Consider the following 20,179-nt stretch of genomic DNA (forward strand, 5'->3'; position numbering starts at 1 on the left):
GCCAGGAGGGGGGCGGGGCGAAGCGGGTGGCGGTCATGCCGAGCGGGGTGGTGATGCCGTCGGCGACGAGCCGGTCCAGCGGGCGGCCGGTGACCCGCTCCAGCACGGTCTGGGTGAGCAGCAGGTTCAGGTCGGAGTAGCAGCGCTCGGCGCCCGGCGGGGTGCGGGGCTGCTCGGCGGCGAGCCGGGCGGCCCGCTCGGCGGGGCCGGGAAGGTCGTAGAGCGGCAGTTCGGGCCGCAGCCCCGAGGTGTGGGTGAGCAGGTGCCGCAGGGTGAGGCCGGGCACGAGGCCGGGGACGTACGCGGTCAGCGGGCGGTCCGGGTCGAGCGTGCCGGCCTCGATCTGCTGGACCGCGGCGACCGCGGTGAAGAGCTTGGTGAGCGAGGCCAGGTCGAAGACGGTGCCGGGCCGCATCGGCACCCGCTGCTGCGGCGGCAGCTCCACCCCGCGCCCGGTGTGCTCGTCGTACGCGCGGTAGCGCACCGCCCAGCCGACCGCGTCGTGCAGCGCCACCACGTGCCCGCGTCCGGCGAGCACGACGGCGCCCGCGCACCAGGGGTGCGCGGACTCGTCCGCGGCATCGTGCGGCCCGGCCGCGGGCTCCAGCGCGGCGGCCAGTCCCGGGACGATCAGGCCGATCTCCTCGGCGTCGAGGCCCGCCTCAGGGCAGGTACCTCTCGACAGCGGCGGCACCATGCTCCTCCAGGTCCTGGCGGGCCTTCTCGATCAACTCCGGTGTGCAGTCCCGGCCGGAGGCCATGACCAGGTCCTCCGCGTCGACGGTGCCCTCGGCTCCCGTGTGCAGCGAGCTGTCGGCTGTCTTGAACGCCCAGGTGCGCTCGTCCGGATCGGACATCGCTTCCTCCTGATGGCCTGATCGCCTCATGGCCCGATCGCCCGACGGGCCGCGGACCCGCCGCAGGCCTGTCGGCCTGATCTCCTACGCTCCCTCCACGGTACGTCGGCGCGGCACGCACAGCCCGACGAAGGCCGCACAGGCGATGAGTGTGCAGGTCAGCTGGGTGACGGCCATCGGCACGGCGGTGCCGTCGCCGGCCACCCCTGCGAGCGGCGAGATCAGCGCGCCGATCAGGAAGGACGAGGTGCCGATCAGCGCGGAGGCGGCGCCGGCATTGCGCTTGGTACGCAGCAGCGCCTGGGTGTTGGTGGTGGGCAGCACCAGGCCCATGGACGCCATCAGGACGAACAGCGCGGCGGCGATCCCGGTGAGCGAGGCGTGGCCGAAGACGCCGGTGGTGAGCAGGACGAGCATGACGGACGCGGCGGTGATCAGCACCAGGCCGACGCCGAGCACCCGGTCCATGGAGACCCGGCCGACCAGCACCTTGCCGTTGAGCTGGCCGATGCCGACGATGCCGATCGAGTTCAGGCCGAACAGCAGGCTGAAGGTCTGCGGCGAGGCGCCGTAGATGTCCTGTACGACGAAGGACGATGCGGACACGTAGGTGAACAGGGCCGCGAAGCCGAAGCTGCCGGCGATGACGTAGCCGGTGAAGACCCGGTCGGCGAGCAGGCTGCGGAAGGAGCTGAACGTGCCGGACAGCTCGCCGGAGTGGCGTTCGGCGGGCGGCAGGGTCTCGCCGAGCGAGCGCCACACGACCGCGGTGAGCAGGACGCCGATGGCCGTGCAGACGGCGAAGACGCCGCGCCAGTCGGTGAGCCGCAGGATCTGGCCGCCGATGACGGGGGCGACGATCGGGGCCACCCCGGAGATGAGCATCAGGGTGGAGAAGAAGCGGGCCATCTCCACGCCGTCGTAGAGGTCGCGGACGACCGCCCGGGAGATCACGATACCGGCGGCGCCCGCCAGTCCCTGGAGCAGCCGGAAGCCGACCAGCAGCGGGGCGGTGGGCGCGAAGGCGCAGACGGCGGTGGCCAGGACGTAGACGACCATGCCGACCAGCAGCGGGCGGCGGCGCCCGAAGCGGTCGCTGAGCGGGCCGACCACGAGCTGGCCGAGCGCCATGCCGGCCAGGCAGGCGGTCAGCGTGAACTGGACGGTGGACGAGGAGCTGTGCAGGGCGTCGGTGACCTGGGGGAGCGCAGGCAGGTACATGTCCATGGACAGCGGCGGCAGCGCGGTGAGGCCGCCGAGTACCAGGGTGACGAGCAGGCCGACACGGGCCTGGCGGCCGGCGTCGGGAGTGAGGGTGGCGGGAAGGGTCGGGGCGTTGGCCTGAGCGTGGGTTCTCGGCCCGGCGTCCTGCACGGTGGCACTCTCCATCGGATGTCGTTGAATCGTTGCTTATTCTTTCAGTGATCGGGGACGGCCGAGACCACGCTGTGGGGCAATTGATGAGTGACGTGAAGCGCACAATCCGCTGGGGCATCCTGGCCACCGGCGGTATCGCCGCGACGTTCACCGAGGCGCTGGCCACCGTGCCGGACGCCGAGGTGGTGGCGGTCGGCTCCCGCAGCGCGGAGGGCGCGAAGGCCTTCGCCGACCGGTACGACATCCCCCGGGCGTACGGCAGTTGGGCCGAGCTGGCCGCGGACGACGGCGTGGACGTCGTCTATGTGGCGACCCCGCACTCCGCGCACCGGGCGGCGGCCGGGCTGTGCCTGGAGGCGGGCAAGGCGGTGCTGTGCGAGAAGGCGTTCACGCTGAATTCGCGCGAGGCACGGGAGCTGGTGGAACTGGCGCAGGACCGCGGGCTGTTCCTGATGGAGGCCATGTGGACGTACTGCAACCCGCTGATACGGCACCTGACGGCGCTCGTCGCCGACGGGGCGATCGGTGAGATCCGCAACGTGTCGGCCGACTTCGGCTTCGGCGGCGACTTCCCGCCCGAGCACCGGCTGCGCGACCCCGCGCAGGGCGGCGGCGCGCTGCTGGACCTCGGCGTCTACCCGGTGTCCTTCGCGCAGATGCTGCTCGGGGAGCCGGACACCGTCCAGGGCTGGGCGCATCTGACGCCCGAGCGCGTCGACGACAACACCGGGATGCTGCTGGGCTGGAACGACGGCGCTCTGGCCACCTTGACCTGCACCTTCGCCGCGGACACCGGCGCGCCGGCGACGATCACCGGCACCGCCGGGCGGATCGAGATCCCCGAGGGCTTCTTCAACCCCGACCGCTTCACCGTGCACCGCCAGGGCGAGTCCCCGCACACCGTGCACTTCGCCGACGTCACCGACGACGGCCTGACCCGCGGCACGATGCGCTACGAGGCCGCGGAGGTGACGCGCTGCCTCCAGGAGGGGCTGGCCGAATCCCCGCTGGTGCCGCTGGCCGGCACGCTGTCGGTGATGCGCACGCTGGACGCCGTACGGGACCGGATCGGCGTGAGCTACCCCGGCGTGGACTGAGCCGAGCCCACAGGGCCGTCCGGCCCCGCCAGAGCCCGCAGGGCCTCCCGGCCCCGCCATCACCGCGGCACAGCGGTGGCGGCGGGGCCGCGGCCTTTCCCGGCCGGAAGCCCCCAGAAGGACCGCGCGACCGTTTCAGCCGGCCCGCGATGGCCGTCATGGCCGTCCACGAGATCGGCCCCGGGCACTGCTCGCACGCCCTGATGATGGGCCAGGTCGACAACCCCGTCCGCAAGACCCTCTGGTCGGAGCTGTTCTTCGAGGGCTGGGCCCACTACGCAGAAGAGATGATGTGGGAGGCCGGCTACCAGGACGACACCGCGCACTACCAGTTCGGCATGGCGCAGGAGGCCATGATCAGGACCGTCCGCGTGGAGGCGGTGCTCGGCATGGTCGCGCCCTTCGAGTCCAGCGTCCTGGTGCTCACCCGCGAGGGGTACACCCGCACGACCCCGGGCGACTACGGCTTCATGGTCGGCAACGCCGACACGACCCTCACCGTCGAGGAGCTGTTCGACCGCTGACCCGGCCACCAGGGCCGACCGGCCGCACGGCGGCTGCGGTCCCGGCTCGGACCTGCCTCGCGGCCCGTACCGTCGCGGCGGCTCAGACGTCGTCCTCCGCCGGTGCGGGGGCCTTCGGTGCCCAGGGCGTGAAGCGGACCGGGAGGGCGGTCAGCGAGCGCTGGAAGGGGCCGGGGCGCCAGCGGAGATCGGCGGCCGGGCGGGTGAGCCGCATGTCGCAGAGCCGGCTGGTCAGCTGCTCCACCGCCGAGATGGCGATCAGCAGGGCGGGCTGCCGGGCAGGACAGCTGTGCGGGCCCGCGCTCCACGCGAGGTGGGCGCTCTCGCTCGCCCCCCACGCGTCGGTCTCGCCGCCCGGCGCGGACTGGCTGTTGGCCGCGGCGTAGGAGACCAGCACCAACTGGCCCGCGCGCAGGCCCACCCCGTGGAAGGTCGTGTCGTACCGCACGTAGTAGCCGGACGACGTGGACTGCGGCGGGTTGCGCCACAGCACCTCGTTGATGGCCTCGTGAGCGGTCATCGCGCCGGCGTAGACGGAACCGTCGTAGCGCGGGTCGGCGAGCATGTGGAGCAGGGTGTTCGCGATGAGGTTGGCGGTGAATTCGTAGCCGCCGCTGAAGGTGACGGCGATCTGCATGATCGCCTCGGCGTCGTCGAGGCCGACCGGGTGCTGGATGAAGTACGACGTCAGGTCGCGCTGCGGGCGGGCGCGGCGGTCGGCGACGAGGCCGCCGATGACCTTGACCAGTTCGGCGGACGCGTCCTGCGCGTCGGCCCCCGAGTCGAACATCGAGCTGAGCCGGCCCGCCAGCAGCTCGCCCTCGGCGTCGGGCACGCCGAACCAGGTGTTGAAGACCCGCAGCGGCAGCCGCCTGGCGTAGTCGGCGACCAGGTCGGCGCTGCCCGCGGCGGCGAAGCGGCCGATGAGCTGCGCCGCGGCGTCGGAGACCTGGGTCTGGAGCAGGTGCGGTCCGAGCAGTCCGAGGCTGTCGCCGATGACCTTGCGGTGCCGGGAGTGGGTGTCGCCGTCGGCGAAGGTGACGGCGGGCCGGTAGGCGAGCACCGAACGTACCGGGGAGTCCTCGGGAATGGTGTCGGGCCAGGGCCGCGGGTCCTTGGAGAAGGTGTGGGTGTCGCGCAGCACGTCCAGGGCGGCCTGGTAGTCGGTGACCAGCACCGCGTCCGCGCCCGGGGCGATCTCCACCCGGGCCAGCGGCCCCTGGCGGCGCAGCCGCTCGTAGTGGCGCCCGGGGTCGGCGGCGAAGTCCTCGCCGTACAGCGCGGGCAGCGTACCTGCGGTCATGGCGCGTCCTGGGGCAGTCGGGTCAGTACGTACTCGGCGAGCGCGATGAGGGTGCCGATGCTGTCGCGGCGGTTGCGGGCGTCGCACTGCACCAGCGGGGTCTCGGGGGCCAGGTCGAGGTGCTTGCGCAGCACGTCGTCGCTGTGCGCGGGAGCGCCGGGGAAGCGGTTGACGGCGACGGCGTAGGGCAGGCCCTGCTCCTCGACCATGTCCATCACCGGGAAGGAGTCGGCCAGCCGCCGGGTGTCGGCCATCACCAGGGCGCCGAGCGCGCCGCGGGCGATGTCCTGCCACAGCGGGAAGAAGCGCTCCTGGCCAGGGGTGCCGAACAGGTAGAGCACCAGGTCGCCGGGGACGGTGAGCCGCCCGAAGTCGACAGCGACGGTGGTCGTGGACTTCTCCGGCAGGCCGCGCAGATCGTCGAGCCCCGCGCTGGAGCGGGTCATCACCTCCTCGGTGTGCAGGGTGGGGATCTCGGAGAGGGTGCGGATGAGGGTGGTCTTGCCCACGCCGAAGGGGCCGGTGACGACCAGCTTCATCAGGGTCTGCCCGGTCGCGGGCAGATAGCGGACCGGGCCGGGACGCAGCTCGGACCGCGGTTCGGCGACCGGCGCGGTCGCCGGTTCAGGGGAGGGCACGGAGTCCAACGAGCAGCCTCTCGATGAGCGTTCGGTCGATCTCCTCGGCCTTGGGGACCGGGGACCGGGCGAGCAGGTGGCCGCCGCCGACCAGATCGGCGGCCAGGAAGACGGTGGCACTGACCGGCAGGCCCAGATGGGCCGCACACTCCACCACGGTCAGTGCGCCCGGGCGCAGCAGCGCCCACAGCCTGCGGTGCTCGGGGCCGAACTCCAGCTCCGGCGGCGGCTGGTCGGTGGAGACCAGTACCGTGAGCCGGTCGAAGTCGGCCATGCCCTTGGGACGCTCCCGGCCGCCGGTGGCCAGATACGCCGGGACCAGGCGGCGCCCCCGGCTGCCGCCCGCCCCGGGTTCCGGCGTCGCGGCCGCTCCTGAACTGCCGGGCCTGCCGGATGTCATGGGCGGGTGGCTGCGTCCGGTTCGCGGGCGGGTGCGCTCATCGCCCGGGCGAGCGCGGCGACCTGCACCTGCATCTGGTAGGCGATGTTGCCCAGTTGGGTGTCGGGCGCGGCGAAGACCGCCAGCGAGGTGTTCTGCCCGGCCGGCACGACGATGGCGAAGCCCTGCTCGGACTCCACCACGGTCTGCGCCAGCCGCGGTGTCTCGTCATTGGTGAAGGCGGTGGTGAAGGCGCGGGCCGAGGCGTGCAGAGTGGCGGTCATCGCGGCCACCCGCTCCGCGGCGGCCCGGTCGAGGCCGGGTGAGGAGCCCTCCAGCAGGCCGTCGCCGGTGGCGATCAACGCGTGCTGGACGCCGGGCAGTTCGAGCAGCGGCTCCAGCACCCAGGCCAGGTCCTCTGCCATGGGTCGGCGGGTGGTCATGAACGGTGTTCTCCTTGCTTGTCGCCTGCGGCGGTTCCCCCGGCCGCTGTCGTACCGCTCCCGACCGCGGACCTGCCGCTGCGGGTGCCGTCCTGGAGCGCGCCCCACAGCGCGCCCGCCTGCTCTGGTGTGCGCGCCGCGGGCGCGTCGGCGGCCGGCGGGACCGGCGCGACCGGGCGGGCGGCGGTTCTCGGGCTGCGGCGGCGGCGCGAGGGCAGCGGGGTGGCCTCGACGACCGGGCCGTCGTCGGCCGCCGGCTCCTCCTCGGGCCTGGCCGGCGCCGCGGTGTCGGCCGGGGCGGGTACCAGCACGGACAGCGTGTGCTCCTCGTCGAGTACGGTCAGCAGCTCGGCCGGCACCCGCAGCATCGCCCGGACCCCGCCGTAGGGCGAGGCCTCCACGTGGCAGGAGAAGCCGTACTGCCGCACCAGCCGGCCCACCACGGCGAAGCCGGCCTGCGGCGGGTTGCCCAGCTCGGTCAGCAGCAGCGCCTCGGGGCCCGCCAGCAGCCGCCGGGCGCGGGCCAGCGTCTCCTCGTCCATGCCGATGCCGCCGTCGTCCACCACGATGAGCGCGCCGCGCCCGCCGCTCTGCTGGATCGTCACCGGCACGGCGGTGTCGGGGTGCGAGTACGACGTCGCGTTGGCCAGCAGCTCCGCGACCGCGATGGCCAGCGGCTCGGCGGCCCTGGCGACCACCGCGAGGCGCTGCTCGCGCAGATGGTTGGCCATCTTGATACGCGCGTAGCCCGCGACCCTGGACTGCGCGCCGATCACGATCTCGGCCAGCGGCGAGTCGCTGCGGGCCAGTCCCGGCCAGGCCTCGCAGAGCACCGCGGTCGCCTGGATGCGGCGCAGGGCCAGCTCGTTGCGGAAGTCCAGTTCGAGCAGCCGCGGGTCGTCCAGCTCGTGCTGGAGGTCCTGGAGCACGCTCTGCGTCTGGTAGAGCAGCGACTGCACCTTGGCGGTGGCGCCGCGCATCGCCGCCCTGGCCGCCGCGTCGACCCGGTCGCGCTCGCCGGCCGCAGCCGTACTGGTGGCGGCCAGCACGTCGCGCATCGCCTTGGCGAGGGTGGCGTTGGCCTTCTGCGGGTGCAACAGGCCGGGCACGGGGGCGTGTTCGTGAGTCAGCGCGAGGACGGCGGCCGGGATGCGGTCGGCGGCGAGGAAGCGCAACTCCTCGATGGCGATCCCCAGTTGCTCCTCGGCGTTCTTGGCCCGCACCTCCGCGGTCTGGACCGTGGTGCGCGCCATCCGCACCAGCTGGGCGTCCCGCACATGTCTGAGGCCCGACGAGATGCCGCCGACGACGGCGACCAGGAGAACACCGATGAAAGCAATGAGCACGACGCGACCCCACCCCAGAACAGTCTTGAAGCGTGATTATGCCGTGGCGAAATCTCGCCACAAGGTTTGGCGTCAAATTTCTTGCAAATTCGCGTACTTGCGAACCTTCGCCGGTCACGCTGACGTACTCAATGGTCACTGACCGGCGCCGGCGGTGGCGTGCAGGGGGTCGTCCAGCAGCGGGGCGAAGGCGAGTTCGGCAGCGCCGACCAGCGGCGCGCGGTGGGCGAGCGCGGACCTGCGCAGGATGTAGGGGGCGCGGGCGCGGGCCAGCCCGGTGCCGGCTGCGTACCGCTCGATCCGTTCGCAGGCGGCGTCGTAGATGTCCTGGAGGCCGCCGCCGAAGATGACCAGCTGCGGGCTCAGGACGACGGCGAGATTGCCCAGGCCGATCGCGAGCCAGCGGGCCGCCTCGTCCAGTGCTGCCGCGGCGCGGTCGTCGCCGGCCGCGGCCGCCGCCACGACGCAGGACAGCGAGTGGTCGGGCGGCACCTCCAGCCCGGCCGCCTCGGTGATGACGTCGGTGCCGATCTCGGTCTCCCAGCAGCCGCGGGCACCGCAACGGCACAGGCGGCCACCGGGGTTGACGACCATGTGGCCGATCTCGCCCGCGTAGCCGCGCTGTCCGGGCAGCGGCCGGCCGCCGCAGAACAGGCCGCCGCCGACCCCGACGTTCGCCGAGAGGTAGACGAAGTCGTCGTAGCCGCGGGCCGCGCCGCGGCTGTATTCGCCGAGCGCGCCGAGGTCCGCGTCGTTGCCGACGGTGATCGGCAGCCGGGACCACGCGGGCGCCAGGCGGGCGGCCAGGGCCGCGGCGAGCGGCCGGTCGGTCCATTGGAGGTTCGGCGCGAACCGCACCATGCCGTCCGTGCGCCGCACGAGCCCGGGCACCGCGATGCCGATACCGGCGCAGTGCCCGCCGCCGGCGGCCGGCTCCTCCAGCGACTCGACCAGGCCCGCCAGCCGGGACACGGTCTCCTCGAAGGTGACAGGACTGCCGCCGTCCCCGGGCAGCGTGCGGTCCTGGAGGACCTCGCCGCCCAGGCCCACCCGCTCGGCCCTGATCCGCTCCACCCCCACTTCGAGGGCGACGGCCTGGGCGCGCTCGGGGACCGGCAGGACCACAGGCGAGGGGCGGCCCGCCGAGCGGTGGGTGCGCGGGACCTCCTCGCGCACCAGCCCCGCCCTGGCCAGTACGGCGACCAGCGCCGCCGTGGTGCTGCGGTTGACCCCGGTGGCCCGGGTCAGCTGCGAGCGCGAGACGGCGCCCGTGGAGTGGACTCGGCGCAGCACCAGGCTGAGGTTGTGGTGCCGCACATCGGCGTGCGGGTGGGGCGGGGGGACGGTCATGGCGGCCTCCTCGCGGTCGGGGCGGGCCCGCTCGGCGCCGGGGCGCGGCATGGCCGCGGCGGTCCCGGTCCGGGCTTTCGCGTACGGTCCCGGTCCTGCGTCGGCCGCAGGCACGCTCCCGGTCCCGGCGGCAGGTTCAGGCGCGGGCGGCGCCCGGCGCCGCGGGGGCGGTGAATTCGGCCCAGGCGAGCGTGCCCGCGGGGCCGACGTGGCGGCCGTGGGCCTGCGCGAGCGCCTGGACCAGCGCGAGGCCGCGCCCGCCGTCGCCGGGGTCGCGCTGGAGCGGCGAGCCGCACGGGCCGCCGTCGGTGACCTCGACGCGTACGGTGCCGCAGGACAGCCGGGACAGGTGCAGGCACACCGCGGGCAGGGCGTGGCTGAGCGCGTTGGTGACCAGCTCCGAGATGACCAGGACGACGTCGGAGGCGGTCTCCGCCGGCACCCGCCAGCCGTCGAGGACGGTCTGTGCGGCCCTGCGGGCGTCACTGCTGGCCGCCGGCTGGTGCGGCAGCGGCAGGCAGCCGATCCCGGTGTCCGTACCCGCCTCGCCGTCGGCCCCGCAGCCGTGCGGGTGCGGGTCGCCGCCGCCCCGGGAGCCGGCGGGCCACGGCAGGCGGGACCTGCCCCGGCCCGCCCACTTCGGCGACGGTGCCGAGGAGAAGGCGGTGAGGACTGGATCAGGAGTAAGGATGCGCATGTCGGTACCTGGGCGTGTCGATGGGTCCCGGTCCGCCGCCCGGTGGGGCGGTGGGCGCGGCACTGGATGCGGGACGCTCCTGCGTCGGGGCCGGTCTCGTCACCCCGTACGGGCGCGGTGCGGCACACGGCCACGGGCGCGGATCACAACTACCACCTGCGGCCTATTTGTTGTCGATCACCACAATACGACTAAACGCGCAAAACGCACCCCCCTGGCTGCCACAAGATTCCGCGGGCGCGGCTGTCAGGGCATCGGCGCAGGTCGGAGCGGTGCGGGCGGCTCGGAAGCGGGCGGCCCCCAGGTGCCGGACGGTTGACAACCTTTCGGCACCCGGGGCTCGCCGGTCGCACTCAGTGACCGCCGGCCGCGGCCAGTACCGCCGTGATCCGGCCCCGGGGTGTGCCGCAGCCGTCAGCCGGCGTCGTCCGGGCACAGGTGCAGGGCCAGGACGTTGTCGCCGGTCACGGACACATGGACCCGGCCGAGCGTGCGCTCCGGCCGCCGACGGTGACCGGCTCGGCGTGCCCGTCGCCGTTGTCGCGGAAGCGCAGCCCGCACTCGGTGTCGGTCGCGCCCAGCGTGTCGCAGGCCGTCGCGGCGCCGTCCGCGGCCGGTACGGTCACCACGACCGCGCCGCCGGGCAGCGCGGTGCCGCCCGCCGTACGGAAGTCCACCGTCACCGGGTGGTAGCCCGAGGGGGTGTCCGGCGCGACCGAGATGGCGACGGGCACGGTGGCGCGGGCGGCGCGGCGCAGGTCGAGGGTGCCGGACGACGGCGTCACGGTGAACCCCGGCACGTCGGAGACGGCGCTCCAGCGCACCGCCCCCGCGTGCCCGGCGAGCTCCGACACGCCCACCGTCGCCGGCAGGCTCGTACCGCCCGGGGTGACCTGGGTACCGGTCGGCGTGAGGTAGCCGACCGCGGGCACCCCACCGGTGCGGTACGACGGCGGGGCCGCCGTGGCGCCGGTGGCCCAGTGGGTGTCGGCCCTGGTGGACAGGTCGACGTCCAGGTCGCCGCCGCGGGTGGCGAAGGAGGCGGGCAGGGCGGTGGACTCGAAGTGCCTTCCGTCCAGCCGCATTCCGGTGACGTAGGGCGCGTTGTCGGCGGCCTTCGGCGCGTCGATGGTGATCCGGCGGCCGTTGCCGAGGCTGATCACCGCCCGCTTGACCAGCGGGCTGTTGAGCGCGAGCGCCGGTGTGCCGGGGGTGGCCGGCATCATGCCGAGCGCCGCCCACACGTACTCCGACGACAGCGCGCCGTTGTCGTCGTTGCCCGGCAGCCCGTCCGGCGCCGTCGTGAACAGCTCGGTCTCGAACCGCCGGGCGCCCGCGGCAAAGCGCCACATGTGTCACTCGTCAGGTCAATTCCCCCGCCCGCACCGCGCGGACGGTCGCCATCGAGGTCAAGGCCCGCTCCCCGGCTTCGCTCCGCTCCGCGCCCGAGTGATGTCAAGCTGTCACCGTGAAGGGCAATATTCCCCAGGAGACGACGACCTTCGTCGGTCGTACGTCCGAACTGGCCTTATTGGAATCGGTGTTGGCGCAGGACCGGCTGATCACGCTGACGGGTGCAGGCGGGGTGGGCAAGACCCGCCTGGCACTGCGCGCCGCCGCGGGAGACGGATTCCGCTTCCCTGACGGGGTCTGGTGGGCCGACCTCAGCACTCTGGACAGCTCGGGCCTGCTGCTCGCGACGGTCAGCGACGCGGTCGGCCTCGCCGACCACTCGCCGATGATGCCGGTCGAGGCGCTGTGCGAGTGGCTGGCGGACCGGCGGCTGCTGCTCGTCCTGGACTCGTGCGAGCACCTGGTCGACGCCTGCGCCACGCTGGTGGCGGACGTGCTGACCGCCGCCCCGGGCGTGACCGTGCTGGCGACCAGCCGCCGCCCGCTGGCGTCCAGGATGGAGCGGCTCGTGGAGGTGCTGCCTCTGCCGGCCGCGGGTCCCGACGCCATCACGCTGTTCAGCGAGCGGGTGTCGGGCCGGCTCGGCCGGCAGCCGCTGGCCGAGCCGGGGGCGGCCGAGGCCGCCGGGTCCATCTGCCGCCGCCTGGAGGGGATTCCGCTGGCCATAGAGCTGGCCGCCGCCCAGGTCGGGCCTTCCCCGGTCACCGAGGTCGCCGAGCAGCTCGGCTCGCGGTTCGACCTGCTGTCCCGCTCGGACTTCGTCTGGCCGCGGCGGCATCAGGCGCTGCGGACGGCGGTCGGCTGGAGCCACGAGCTGTGCGCACCGCTGGAGCGGCTGCTGTGGGCGCGGCTCAGTGTCTTCCGCGGCGCCTTCGACCTGGCCGCCGCCCAGGCCGTGACCGCCGGCGGCCCGCTCGGCGCCGACGATGTGGCGGCGGCCCTGGAGCGGCTGGTCGCCCAGTCCGTCGTCCGCAGGACGGCCACCGCGTCCGGTGACCGCTACCGGATGCTCGACACCATCCGCGAGTACGGGCACACGTGGTTACGGGAGTTGGGCGAGGACACCGCCGTCGCGCACCGGCACGCCGAGCACTTCACCGGGGTCGCCCGCTGGGCGGACGCCGCCTGGGTCGGCAGCGACCAGCTCGTCGGCTACCGCAAGGTCGAGGACGCGCACCCCGACCTGCGGGCCGCACTGGACCATCTGCTCGCCCACGACCCCGCCGGCGCCGCCGAACTCGCGGGCCTGCTCGTCTACTTCTGGACCTGCTGCGGCCACCTCAAAGAGGCCCGCGGCTGCCTCGAACGCGTCCTGGACGTCCATACGGCCGCGGGCCCGGCCCGTACCCGCGCGCTCATCGGGCTGGGTGCGACGGTGACCCTGCAGGGCGACTACGCCGCCGCCACCGCCATCAGCGCCGAGGTGCGGGCGGCGGTCGAGGCCGACGGCGGCGACGCGGAGGAGCGGATCGGCGCGGCCTGCCTGACCGGACTGCTCGGCATGCTGACAGGGCAGTCGCAGCAGGCACTCGACTCGGTGCGCGAGGCACTGGGGGCCGCCCCCGGCCGGCCCTTCGACTCCCCCGACCGGCTGCGCTGCAACCTGGTCGAGGTGCTCTCGCTGACCGGGCTCGGCGCCTTCGCCGAAGGGCGGTCACGCGCGCTGGAGTTACGCGAGCAGTGCGTACGGGTCGGCGAGCTGTGGACCCGCTCCTACCTGGACTACCAGCTCTCCATCGTCGCCCTCTTCTCCGGGGAGCCCACCGAGGCCGTCGCGTACGCGCGCACCATGCTGGAGAGCAAGCGGCTGCTGGGCGACGCCTTCGGTATCGCCCTCGGCCTCGACCTGCTGGCCGCCGCCATGGCCGCGGCGGGCCGGCCGGAGCAGGCCGCGGCGGTCTACGGCACGGGCGAGGCGTACTGGCGCAGCGTCGGCCACCCCCAGCGCGGCGCCCCGGAGCTCCAGCCGGTACGCGAACGCTGCGAGCGGACGGTCCGCGCCGCGCTCGGCGACGCCGGTTACACCGCCGCCTACGCCCGCGGCGCCACCGCCGACGGCCCGAGCACGCTGGCCGCTCTCGTCGCGGACGAGGCCGGCACCGAGTGACGTACGGCCACCGGCCCGCGGCGTAACGGCCCGGCCCTCAGGGCTGGTTCACGGGTACGCCCTGAGGGCCGTCACGCGCGGACGGTCGGCAGGATCTTCGCCGCCAGGTCGCGCAGCAGCGCCTGCTCCCCGGCGCTCAGCGGCGCGGCCAGTGCGGCGAGTTGGCGGGCGATCTCGGCGGCGCCCACCTCGGTGAGCCGACGGCCCTCGGGGGTGAGCGCGACCAGGACGCCGCGGCCGTCGTGCGGCGACGGGAGCCGCTGGACCAGGCCGCGCTTCTCGGCGCGGGCGACCAGGCCGGTCATGGAGGACTTGTCCAGGCCGAGGTGGCGGGCGAGTTCGAGCATGCCGGGCCGCCGGTCGCGCAGGATGCCGAACAGCCGGAGCTGCACGACGGAGACGTCGTACGCGGACGCCACGCCCGCCAGTACGCCCTGGACCAGGAACGACAGCTGGACGAGCGCGTCCATGATGTCCAGCGGCCCTTCGGCCTCCGGGCCGTCGGGGGAAACCGCCGTCGCCGGGTCCGGGACGCGGCCCGGTTCCTGGTCCGCTTCCGGGGTGTGGCCGGTGCTCATCGGCGCTGCCTCCGTCAGGCTAGTACGTGGCGCAAACTACCACGAAAGTAGTACGTGCCACAAACCTTACCCTGTCGGACCGGCGCCGGGATTCCGTCCCACGCCCACATCCCCGCCCCTTGCGCCTGACCCCACCCGCGCAGAGGCGAAGGCGTACGCGGATCGGGTCAGGCGGTCAGGCGGCGTCAGCTGGAGGTGTAGGTGAAGTGGGGGGTGTCGTACTGGGGGCCGTTCTTCTCGTAGGTGAACCAGTACGTGATGACCGAGCCCGACGAGAGGCCGCTGATGTTCTGCGTCCAGGTGCCGCCGCTGTTGGCCATCCGGAAGTTCTGCTGGCCGGCGCCGTTGACCAGGTAGTGCACGTCCACGTAGGCCGCGGGCGTCGTCGGCTTGAAGGTGAGCCGCACCTGACCGGACCCGGTGGACGCGGCGCTCGCGGTGTAGTCGGGCGAGGTCGTACTGCCGCCGGTGGTGCCGGTGGACGTACCCGTGGACGTACCGGTGCTGGTGCCGGTGGACGTACCGCTCGACGTACCGGTGGACGTACCCGTGGACGTACCCGTGGACGTACCGCCGACCGTGCCGCTGCCCGCGTTGGTCCGGTTGACCGCGATCCAGTCGACCGTCATGCCGGCCCCGGAGCTGATGTCGGCCGACGGCGAGGTGCAGCCGCAGACCTTGTTCGGGTACGAACCGCCGATCGCGACATCGAAGATGGCGAAGAAGCCGTGGTCTACGGCGGCTTGCCAGGTGGCGACCGAGACCTGGTTCTCTCTGACCGTGTAGGTCAGGGTGCCGTCAAGGTAGAAACGCAGCTGCTCGGCCGCGGTGTTGGTGCGGTCCACGATCACCGAGTACGTGTGGAAGCCGGTCTGGCAGCCGCTGCACGCCTGGAGGCCGCTGCTGATGCCGTCCGGGTCGTGGCACTCGCCGGCCCACGCACCGCAGTGGAAGGTGGTCGAGTGCTGGCTCAGCGCGTTGACGTCCTCCATGATGTCCAGCTCGCCGATGCCGGGCCAGTTGGTCGCGCCGACCGGACGGGCGTCGGCGCCCATCGCCCAGAACGCGGGCCAGTAGCCGAGGCCTTGCGCGGGCGCGGGCTGCTTGAGGGACGCGCTGATCTCCAACTGGCCGCCCGCCGGGGCGGCGAAGTCGGTCCGCTGCGTTTCGATCCGGCCCGAGGTCCAGTGCCCCGAGGCGTCCTTGACCGGCTTGATCACCAGGTGCCCGGACCCGTCCTGGTAGACGTTGGCGGTCGAGTCGGTGGCCGTCTCGATCTCACCCGTGCCCCAGTTCGCCGCCGCGCCGGGGTAGCCGTAGCCGGTCCCGGTGTCGTAGAGCCAGTCGGCCCGGTTGAGGCCGCTGCCCGAGGCGCCGTTGAAGTCGTCGCTGAACACCGTGGTCCAGCCGGCCGGCGGCCCTGGTACCGCTGCCGCGGCCGAGCCGCCGGAGACCGAGAGGCCCAGGGCGCCGGCCGCCAGCAGAAGCAGCGAGCCGAGGACGGCCGACAGGGCGTGCCGGCCAGGACGCCGTCCGGCACGCCGACTGCGGGAGGGGCCGGCCGGTGCGATGCCGGGATGTGCGTTCTCTCTCATGGGCGTGGTGACCTTTCTCCAATAGGTGGGGGGCAGTTGAAGGGGTCGGAACAGCTCCGCGGGAGGGAGGCGGAGGGGACCTCCCTCCCGTTCAGGAAGTGAACGGGCCGCACGGTCCGTACGGATCGCGCCTCCACGCCTCGACCGGCGGGAAGGGTCCCCCGTCGAGGAAACCTTCGAGTCAGTGGCTTGGAAGCGCTCTCAGCCAACAGGATCGAAATGGAGTCTTAGCGTGTGACGCGCGCACGTCAATAAGATGAACAAGATCGATTCACCACCGGGCCGCACCCCCGCCCGTTTCCGCCGGTAGGAGCGACAGCGCGCGGATTCTGGTCCAGACCTCTCTGGCCGCGGCTCCCGGCCGCCCCGGCCCGCTCACCGGGAACGGCGCCGGTTACGCCCTCGCCGCGGCCCGCGGAGCGTCCTCGGGGTGATCGGCGTCCCAGCGGGACCGGGCGGCTGGCTGGCCGCGACCAGCAGCGACCTGCCGGAACTGCTGGACGTCCCGCCGCGCCCGGTAAGGGAGTTGATCGCCGACGCGGTACGGGCCGGTGGATACGTCTCGCAGTCGGTACCGGGCGAAGTCGTCGCGGGCTGACGGCTCCGGTGACGGGGACGGGGACGGGGACGGGACTGACGATTCCGCCGCGGGGGCGGGGCTGACGGCTCCGGGGCGGCCCTCAGAGGCGGGTCACTATCAAGGAGACGTCGTCCTGGTCGCCGCTCGGGTCGGCCATGGCGCGCAGCAGGCCGTCGGCGAGCTGCTCGGGGGGCAGGTGCCGCAGATCGCGCGTGGCCGCGACGAGGCGGTCAAGGCCCACGTCGATGTCCTCGTGGCGGCGTTCGATCAGGCCGTCCGTATACATCACCAAAATGTCGCCGCGCCGGTATCCGACGGTGGCCTGCGGCCTGGGCACGTGCTCCAGCCGTACGCCGAGCGGTGGGTCGGTGGCGAGGTCGAGCAGCCGGTGCGTGCCGTCGGCCCCCATGAGCCCGGGCGGCGGGTGGCCCGCGTTGCTGTACATCAGCAGCCGGCTGACCGGGAAGACCTGGCAGGCGACAGTCGTGGTGGCCGTCGCGCCGTCCTGGGCGCGCGCGTACAGGCCCAGTGTCTCCAGCGCGCCGCTGGGTCCGTCGGCGACCCGGATGGCGGCGCTGAGCGCGCTGCGCAGCATGCCCATGACGCTGGCGGCGACCACCCCGTGCCCCACCACGTCGCCGACCGTCAGCCCAAGCCGCCCGTCGGGCAGGTCCACCACGTCGTACCAGTCGCCGCAGGCGTTCATGCCCCGCAGCGCGGGGCGGTAGCGCACCGCGATCTCGGGGTGCGCGGCCAGGTCGGGCGTGGCGAGCATGGCCTGCTGGAGGGTCAGCGCCACATCGTGGGTGAGGGTCGTGGACTCCTGGAGCCGGGCGTTGGCCCGCTGGAGTTCCTGCGCCCGGGTGAACAGTTCGGCACGCGGCGCCTGGACCTCGTCGCGCTCCGGCGTGGTGCGCTCGCGCTCGGCCCTGACGAATTGGGTGACGTCCTCGACTCGGTGGATGATCAGGTCCACCTGTCCGTCGGCCCCGATCAGCGGCCGGTTCACCACGTTCCACCAGCGCGGCTCGAACTCGCCCTCCCTCCCGGCCCGGGGAAGCGCGAAGCGGTGCAGCAGCATGTTGCTGCGGCCGGTGGCCAGCACCGTGTCGAGCGAGCGGCGCTGGGCCTCGGCGCCGCCCGACGCCGGATCCCCCGGTTCGGGCGGAAAGGCCTCGAAGAAGCCGCACCCGGTCAGTTCCGCCGCCGAACGGCCGGTGACCTCGCTGTACGCCTCATTGACGGCGACGATCACCAGGTCCCGGTCGAGCACCACGCAGGCCGCGGGCACCGCGGCGAAGAGCGCGGCGTAGTCCGGCACCTGGACCTCACGTCCCGCCACCACACCTCCCCTCCGTTGCCGGCCACGGCCGCGCGACCGTACCCGCCGCCAGTCAACCCCGGCCGCCCGGCCGCCACCCGCAGGCGCACCCCACGACTCGCCCGTCCAGCGGAACGCCGGCCGCCGCCCGCCGGCCGAGCGGGCTCGCGGGTGACTCGGCTTCGGGCAGGCTGGGGTGGTGCCGCACAAGAGCCGCCGAGGGCGTCCGCGCCCCAGCCACGGCACGGGGCCTGCCCGTCCCGAGCGAGGAGACAGCGCCATGACAGTCCCTGCCGACGCGGACCTCGACCCTTCGGCCGCCCTGGACCGCATCGCCGCCGCGACCGGCCATCTCCTGCTGGCAGCAGAGCAGTCGACCGAGGCCGGGGTACGCGGGCCCTCGCTGCTGCCCGGCTGGTCGCGCGGCCATGTGCTCACGCACCTGGCGCGCAACGCGGACGGCGGCCGCCATCTGCTGTTCTGGGCGCGGACCGGGGTGGAGACACCGGAGTATCCGAGTCCGGCCGCCCGGGCCGAGCAGATCGAGGCGGGGGCGGGCCCCGGCGCCGCGGCGCTCGTCGCCGGTCTGCGCGACAGCTCGGCCCGGTTCGCCGAGGAATACCGGCGGATGCCGCGGAGGCCTGGCAACGCACGGTGCGCTGGACGCAGGACCACGAGCGGCCCGCGGCCAGGGCGGCCGACTCCCGGCTCAGCGAGGTGCTGGTCCACCACGTCGACCTGAACGTCGGCTGCACGCCCGCCCAGTGGCCGGCCGACTTCGTCCACGCGACGCTCAGCCGGGTGGTCGCGGCCCTGCGCGCCCGCGGCGACACCCCCGCCATGCGCCTGCGCCCGACCCGCGCCGGGACCGGGGCAGGGGCAGGGGCAGGGGCGTGGACCGGGGGTTCCGACGCCGTCTACGACCTCGGCGGGGCACCGGACGCACCCGTCGTCCGCGGCACGCGCTCGTGGCCTGGCTGATGGGGCGCTCCCCCGGTGCCGATCTGCCGGTGGAGGGCGGGGCGGTCCTGCCGGAACCGCCCTTCCTCTACATGACCGCGGGCCGTCGGGCTACACCTCAACGTACGGGGGCGCCGGTACGTACGCGGCGCCTCCGCGTACGGGGAACGAATCGCGCCACGACAGCGGTGCCCACCGGGCCGATACTGCCGTAACTCTTGTCACTTGCGTGGCGGCGCCATATCGTCCCGTGCCCGGAGCGACATTGGGAGCGCTCCCACCCCCACGTGGGACAGCTCCCGTCGCGCTTGGTCATCCCCCCACCTTCCGTGCTTGTCGAAGGGACAGCATGAAGACGCTCAAGCAGGTCCTCCGATCCACCCGAAAAGCCACGGTGGCGGCTGTGGCGGCGCTCGGCGTGGCCGTGGCCGGTCTGCTCACCCTGACGACCGCCCCCGCCGCCCACGCCGACACCCAGATCTGCACGCAGTACGGCTCGACCACGATCCAGGGCCGCTACGTCGTGCAGAACAACCGCTGGGGCACCAGCCAGGCCCAGTGCATCAACGTCACCGGCACCGGCTTCCAGGTCACCCAGGCCGACGGCTCCGTCCCCACCAACGGCGGCCCCAAGTCGTATCCGTCGGTCTATTACGGCTGCCACTACACCAACTGCTCGCCGGGCACTGCCCTGCCCGCCCAGCTCAGCGCCATCGGCAGCGCACCGACCAGCATCTCGTACACCTATGTCGGCAACGCGGTCTATGACGCCGCGTACGACATCTGGCTCGACCCGACGCCACGGAAGGACGGCGTCAACAAGACCGAGATCATGGTGTGGTTCAACCATGTCGGCTCCGTCCAGCCGGTGGGCTCCAAGGTGGCCACCGCGAGTGTGGCCGGGCGCAGTTGGGATGTGTGGACCGGCAACAACGGTGGCAACGACGTGATCTCCTTCGTCGCACCCTCGGCGATCGACAGCTGGAGCTTCGACGTCAAGGCCTTCGCCAATGAGGCGATCAACCGCGGCCTGGCCCAGAGCTCCTGGTATCTCACCAGCGTCCAGGCCGGTTTCGAGCCGTGGCAGAACGGTGCGGGCCTGGCCGTGACGTCCTTCTCGTCGACGGTGAACATCGGCGGCGGGTCGACCACGGGCGGCACGACCACCGGCGGGACGACGACCGGGGGCACCACCACCGGGGGCACGACCGGCGGCAGCGGCTCGTCCGGCTGCAAGGTGACCGTCACCCCGCAGACCTGGGCGGGCGGCTTCACCACGAACGTCACCGTGGCCAACACCGGCTCCAGCGCCGTCAACGGCTGGACGCTGGGCTTCACCCTCCCGGCCGGCCAGACGGTGACCAGCGCCTGGAACGCCACGGTCGCCCCCGCCTCCGGCGCCGTCACCGCCTCCAGCCTCGCCTACAACGCCCAGATCCCGGCCGGCGGCTCCCAGTCCTTCGGCTTCCAGGGCACGTCAACCGGCAGCTCCGCCCCGCCCAGCGGCTTCACGCTCAACGGCACTCCCTGCTCCTGACCGCCCCCGAGTTGCGGGGGGGGGGGGGCGGGGGCGGGGGGGGGGGGGGGGGGGCGGGGGGGGGGGGGGGGGGGGGG

At 73.5% G+C, this 20,179-nt stretch carries 21 protein-coding genes; 7 read left to right on the forward strand and 14 right to left on the reverse strand.

The window, feature by feature from the left end; genetic code table 11:
- The 3 genes from V7E46_RS16720 to V7E46_RS16730 form a co-directional block, all read right to left on the reverse strand.
- Positions 1–697 (reverse strand): serine hydrolase domain-containing protein (locus V7E46_RS16720; protein ID WP_333769148.1); only part of this gene is annotated, 697 nt, incomplete at its 3' end.
- The gene (locus V7E46_RS16725) at positions 663–857 is read right to left on the reverse strand and encodes a hypothetical protein (protein ID WP_333769149.1); all 195 of its coding nucleotides are present in this window, start codon (positions 855–857) and stop codon (positions 663–665) included. The genes V7E46_RS16725 and V7E46_RS16720, both read right to left, overlap by 35 nt.
- An 84-nt stretch (positions 858–941) precedes the next feature.
- Positions 942–2,246, reverse strand: a complete 1,305-nt coding sequence (locus V7E46_RS16730; protein WP_333769150.1) for a multidrug effflux MFS transporter — start codon at positions 2,244–2,246, stop codon at positions 942–944.
- A 71-nt stretch (positions 2,247–2,317) separates the two neighbouring features.
- Here V7E46_RS16730 and V7E46_RS16735 point away from each other — a divergent pair, with 71 nt between their 5' ends.
- Positions 2,318–3,331, forward strand: a complete 1,014-nt coding sequence (locus tag V7E46_RS16735; protein WP_333769151.1) for a Gfo/Idh/MocA family protein — start codon at positions 2,318–2,320, stop codon at positions 3,329–3,331.
- Positions 3,328–3,855 carry a DUF885 family protein gene (locus V7E46_RS16740; protein ID WP_333769171.1) on the forward strand — a complete coding sequence of 176 codons (528 nt, stop codon included), beginning with the start codon at positions 3,328–3,330 and terminating at the stop codon, positions 3,853–3,855. Before V7E46_RS16735 ends, V7E46_RS16740 begins: the two co-directional genes overlap by 4 nt.
- Before the next feature lie 82 nt (positions 3,856–3,937).
- On the opposite strand, the gene V7E46_RS16745 is transcribed toward V7E46_RS16740, so the two are convergent.
- The 8 genes from V7E46_RS16745 to V7E46_RS16780 all read right to left on the reverse strand — a co-directional run bounded on the left by V7E46_RS16745 (position 3,938) and on the right by V7E46_RS16780 (position 11,363).
- Positions 3,938–5,158 (reverse strand): cytochrome P450, encoded by a 1,221-nt coding sequence (locus V7E46_RS16745; RefSeq protein ID WP_333769152.1) that lies wholly within the window; start codon positions 5,156–5,158, stop codon positions 3,938–3,940.
- Positions 5,155–5,805: a GTP-binding protein gene (locus tag V7E46_RS16750; protein ID WP_443054192.1), complete on the reverse strand. Its 651-nt coding sequence runs from the start codon at positions 5,803–5,805 to the stop codon at positions 5,155–5,157. Before V7E46_RS16750 ends, V7E46_RS16745 begins: the two co-directional genes overlap by 4 nt.
- Entirely contained in the window at positions 5,783–6,196 is a 414-nt protein-coding gene (locus V7E46_RS16755) for a DUF742 domain-containing protein (RefSeq protein ID WP_329179419.1), read from the reverse strand. The genes V7E46_RS16750 and V7E46_RS16755 overlap by 23 nt, the downstream gene beginning before the upstream one ends.
- Positions 6,193–6,618: a roadblock/LC7 domain-containing protein gene (locus V7E46_RS16760; protein ID WP_329179417.1), complete on the reverse strand. Its 426-nt coding sequence runs from the start codon at positions 6,616–6,618 to the stop codon at positions 6,193–6,195. Before V7E46_RS16760 ends, V7E46_RS16755 begins: the two co-directional genes overlap by 4 nt.
- Positions 6,615–7,964, reverse strand: a complete 1,350-nt coding sequence (locus tag V7E46_RS16765; protein WP_333769153.1) for an ATP-binding protein — start codon at positions 7,962–7,964, stop codon at positions 6,615–6,617. Before V7E46_RS16765 ends, V7E46_RS16760 begins: the two co-directional genes overlap by 4 nt.
- A 135-nt stretch (positions 7,965–8,099) precedes the next feature.
- On the reverse strand, positions 8,100–9,314 hold the full coding sequence (locus V7E46_RS16770) for an ROK family protein (protein WP_333769154.1): 1,215 nt from the start codon (positions 9,312–9,314) through the stop codon (positions 8,100–8,102).
- Positions 9,315–9,450: 136 nt separating this feature from the next.
- Positions 9,451–10,011 carry an ATP-binding protein gene (locus V7E46_RS16775; RefSeq protein WP_333769155.1) on the reverse strand — a complete coding sequence of 187 codons (561 nt, stop codon included), beginning with the start codon at positions 10,009–10,011 and terminating at the stop codon, positions 9,451–9,453.
- A 464-nt stretch (positions 10,012–10,475) separates the two neighbouring features.
- The gene (locus V7E46_RS16780; protein WP_333769156.1) at positions 10,476–11,363 is read right to left on the reverse strand and encodes a glycoside hydrolase domain-containing protein; all 888 of its coding nucleotides are present in this window, start codon (positions 11,361–11,363) and stop codon (positions 10,476–10,478) included.
- Positions 11,364–11,479: 116 nt separating this feature from the next.
- On the opposite strand from V7E46_RS16780, the gene V7E46_RS16785 reads away from it, so the two are divergent.
- Positions 11,480–13,531, forward strand: coding sequence for an ATP-binding protein (locus tag V7E46_RS16785; protein ID WP_333769157.1), 2,052 nt, complete (start codon positions 11,480–11,482; stop codon positions 13,529–13,531).
- 71 nt (positions 13,532–13,602) lie between these two features.
- Here the strand turns inward: V7E46_RS16785 and V7E46_RS16790 are convergent, their stop codons facing one another.
- Positions 13,603–14,109, reverse strand: coding sequence for a MarR family winged helix-turn-helix transcriptional regulator (locus tag V7E46_RS16790; protein ID WP_333769158.1), 507 nt, complete (start codon positions 14,107–14,109; stop codon positions 13,603–13,605).
- A gap of 185 nt (positions 14,110–14,294) precedes the next feature.
- Positions 14,295–15,704: a glycoside hydrolase family 16 protein gene (locus V7E46_RS16795; RefSeq protein ID WP_333769159.1), complete on the reverse strand. Its 1,410-nt coding sequence runs from the start codon at positions 15,702–15,704 to the stop codon at positions 14,295–14,297.
- A 430-nt stretch (positions 15,705–16,134) separates the two neighbouring features.
- Here V7E46_RS16795 and V7E46_RS16800 point away from each other — a divergent pair, with 430 nt between their 5' ends.
- A complete protein-coding gene (locus tag V7E46_RS16800) occupies positions 16,135–16,302 on the forward strand; it encodes a hypothetical protein (RefSeq protein ID WP_333769160.1) in 168 nt (55 codons plus the stop codon).
- Positions 16,303–16,384: 82 nt separating this feature from the next.
- On the opposite strand, the gene V7E46_RS16805 is transcribed toward V7E46_RS16800, so the two are convergent.
- Positions 16,385–17,629, reverse strand: coding sequence for a PP2C family protein-serine/threonine phosphatase (locus V7E46_RS16805; RefSeq protein ID WP_333769161.1), 1,245 nt, complete (start codon positions 17,627–17,629; stop codon positions 16,385–16,387).
- A 256-nt stretch (positions 17,630–17,885) separates the two neighbouring features.
- On the opposite strand from V7E46_RS16805, the gene V7E46_RS16810 reads away from it, so the two are divergent.
- The 3 genes from V7E46_RS16810 (at position 17,886) to V7E46_RS16820 (ending at position 20,102) form a co-directional block, all read left to right on the forward strand.
- Positions 17,886–18,347: a maleylpyruvate isomerase N-terminal domain-containing protein gene (locus V7E46_RS16810; RefSeq protein WP_333769162.1), complete on the forward strand. Its 462-nt coding sequence runs from the start codon at positions 17,886–17,888 to the stop codon at positions 18,345–18,347.
- Positions 18,323–18,586: a hypothetical protein gene (locus tag V7E46_RS16815; RefSeq protein WP_333769163.1), complete on the forward strand. Its 264-nt coding sequence runs from the start codon at positions 18,323–18,325 to the stop codon at positions 18,584–18,586. Before V7E46_RS16810 ends, V7E46_RS16815 begins: the two co-directional genes overlap by 25 nt.
- 328 nt (positions 18,587–18,914) lie before the next feature.
- Positions 18,915–20,102 (forward strand): GH12 family glycosyl hydrolase domain-containing protein, encoded by a 1,188-nt coding sequence (locus V7E46_RS16820; protein ID WP_333769164.1) that lies wholly within the window; start codon positions 18,915–18,917, stop codon positions 20,100–20,102.
- The last annotated feature ends 77 nt before the right edge of the window (positions 20,103–20,179 follow it).

It is taken from the genome of Streptomyces sp. IBSBF 2435 (genome assembly GCF_036815005.1).
Classification (GTDB): domain Bacteria; phylum Actinomycetota; class Actinomycetes; order Streptomycetales; family Streptomycetaceae; genus Actinacidiphila.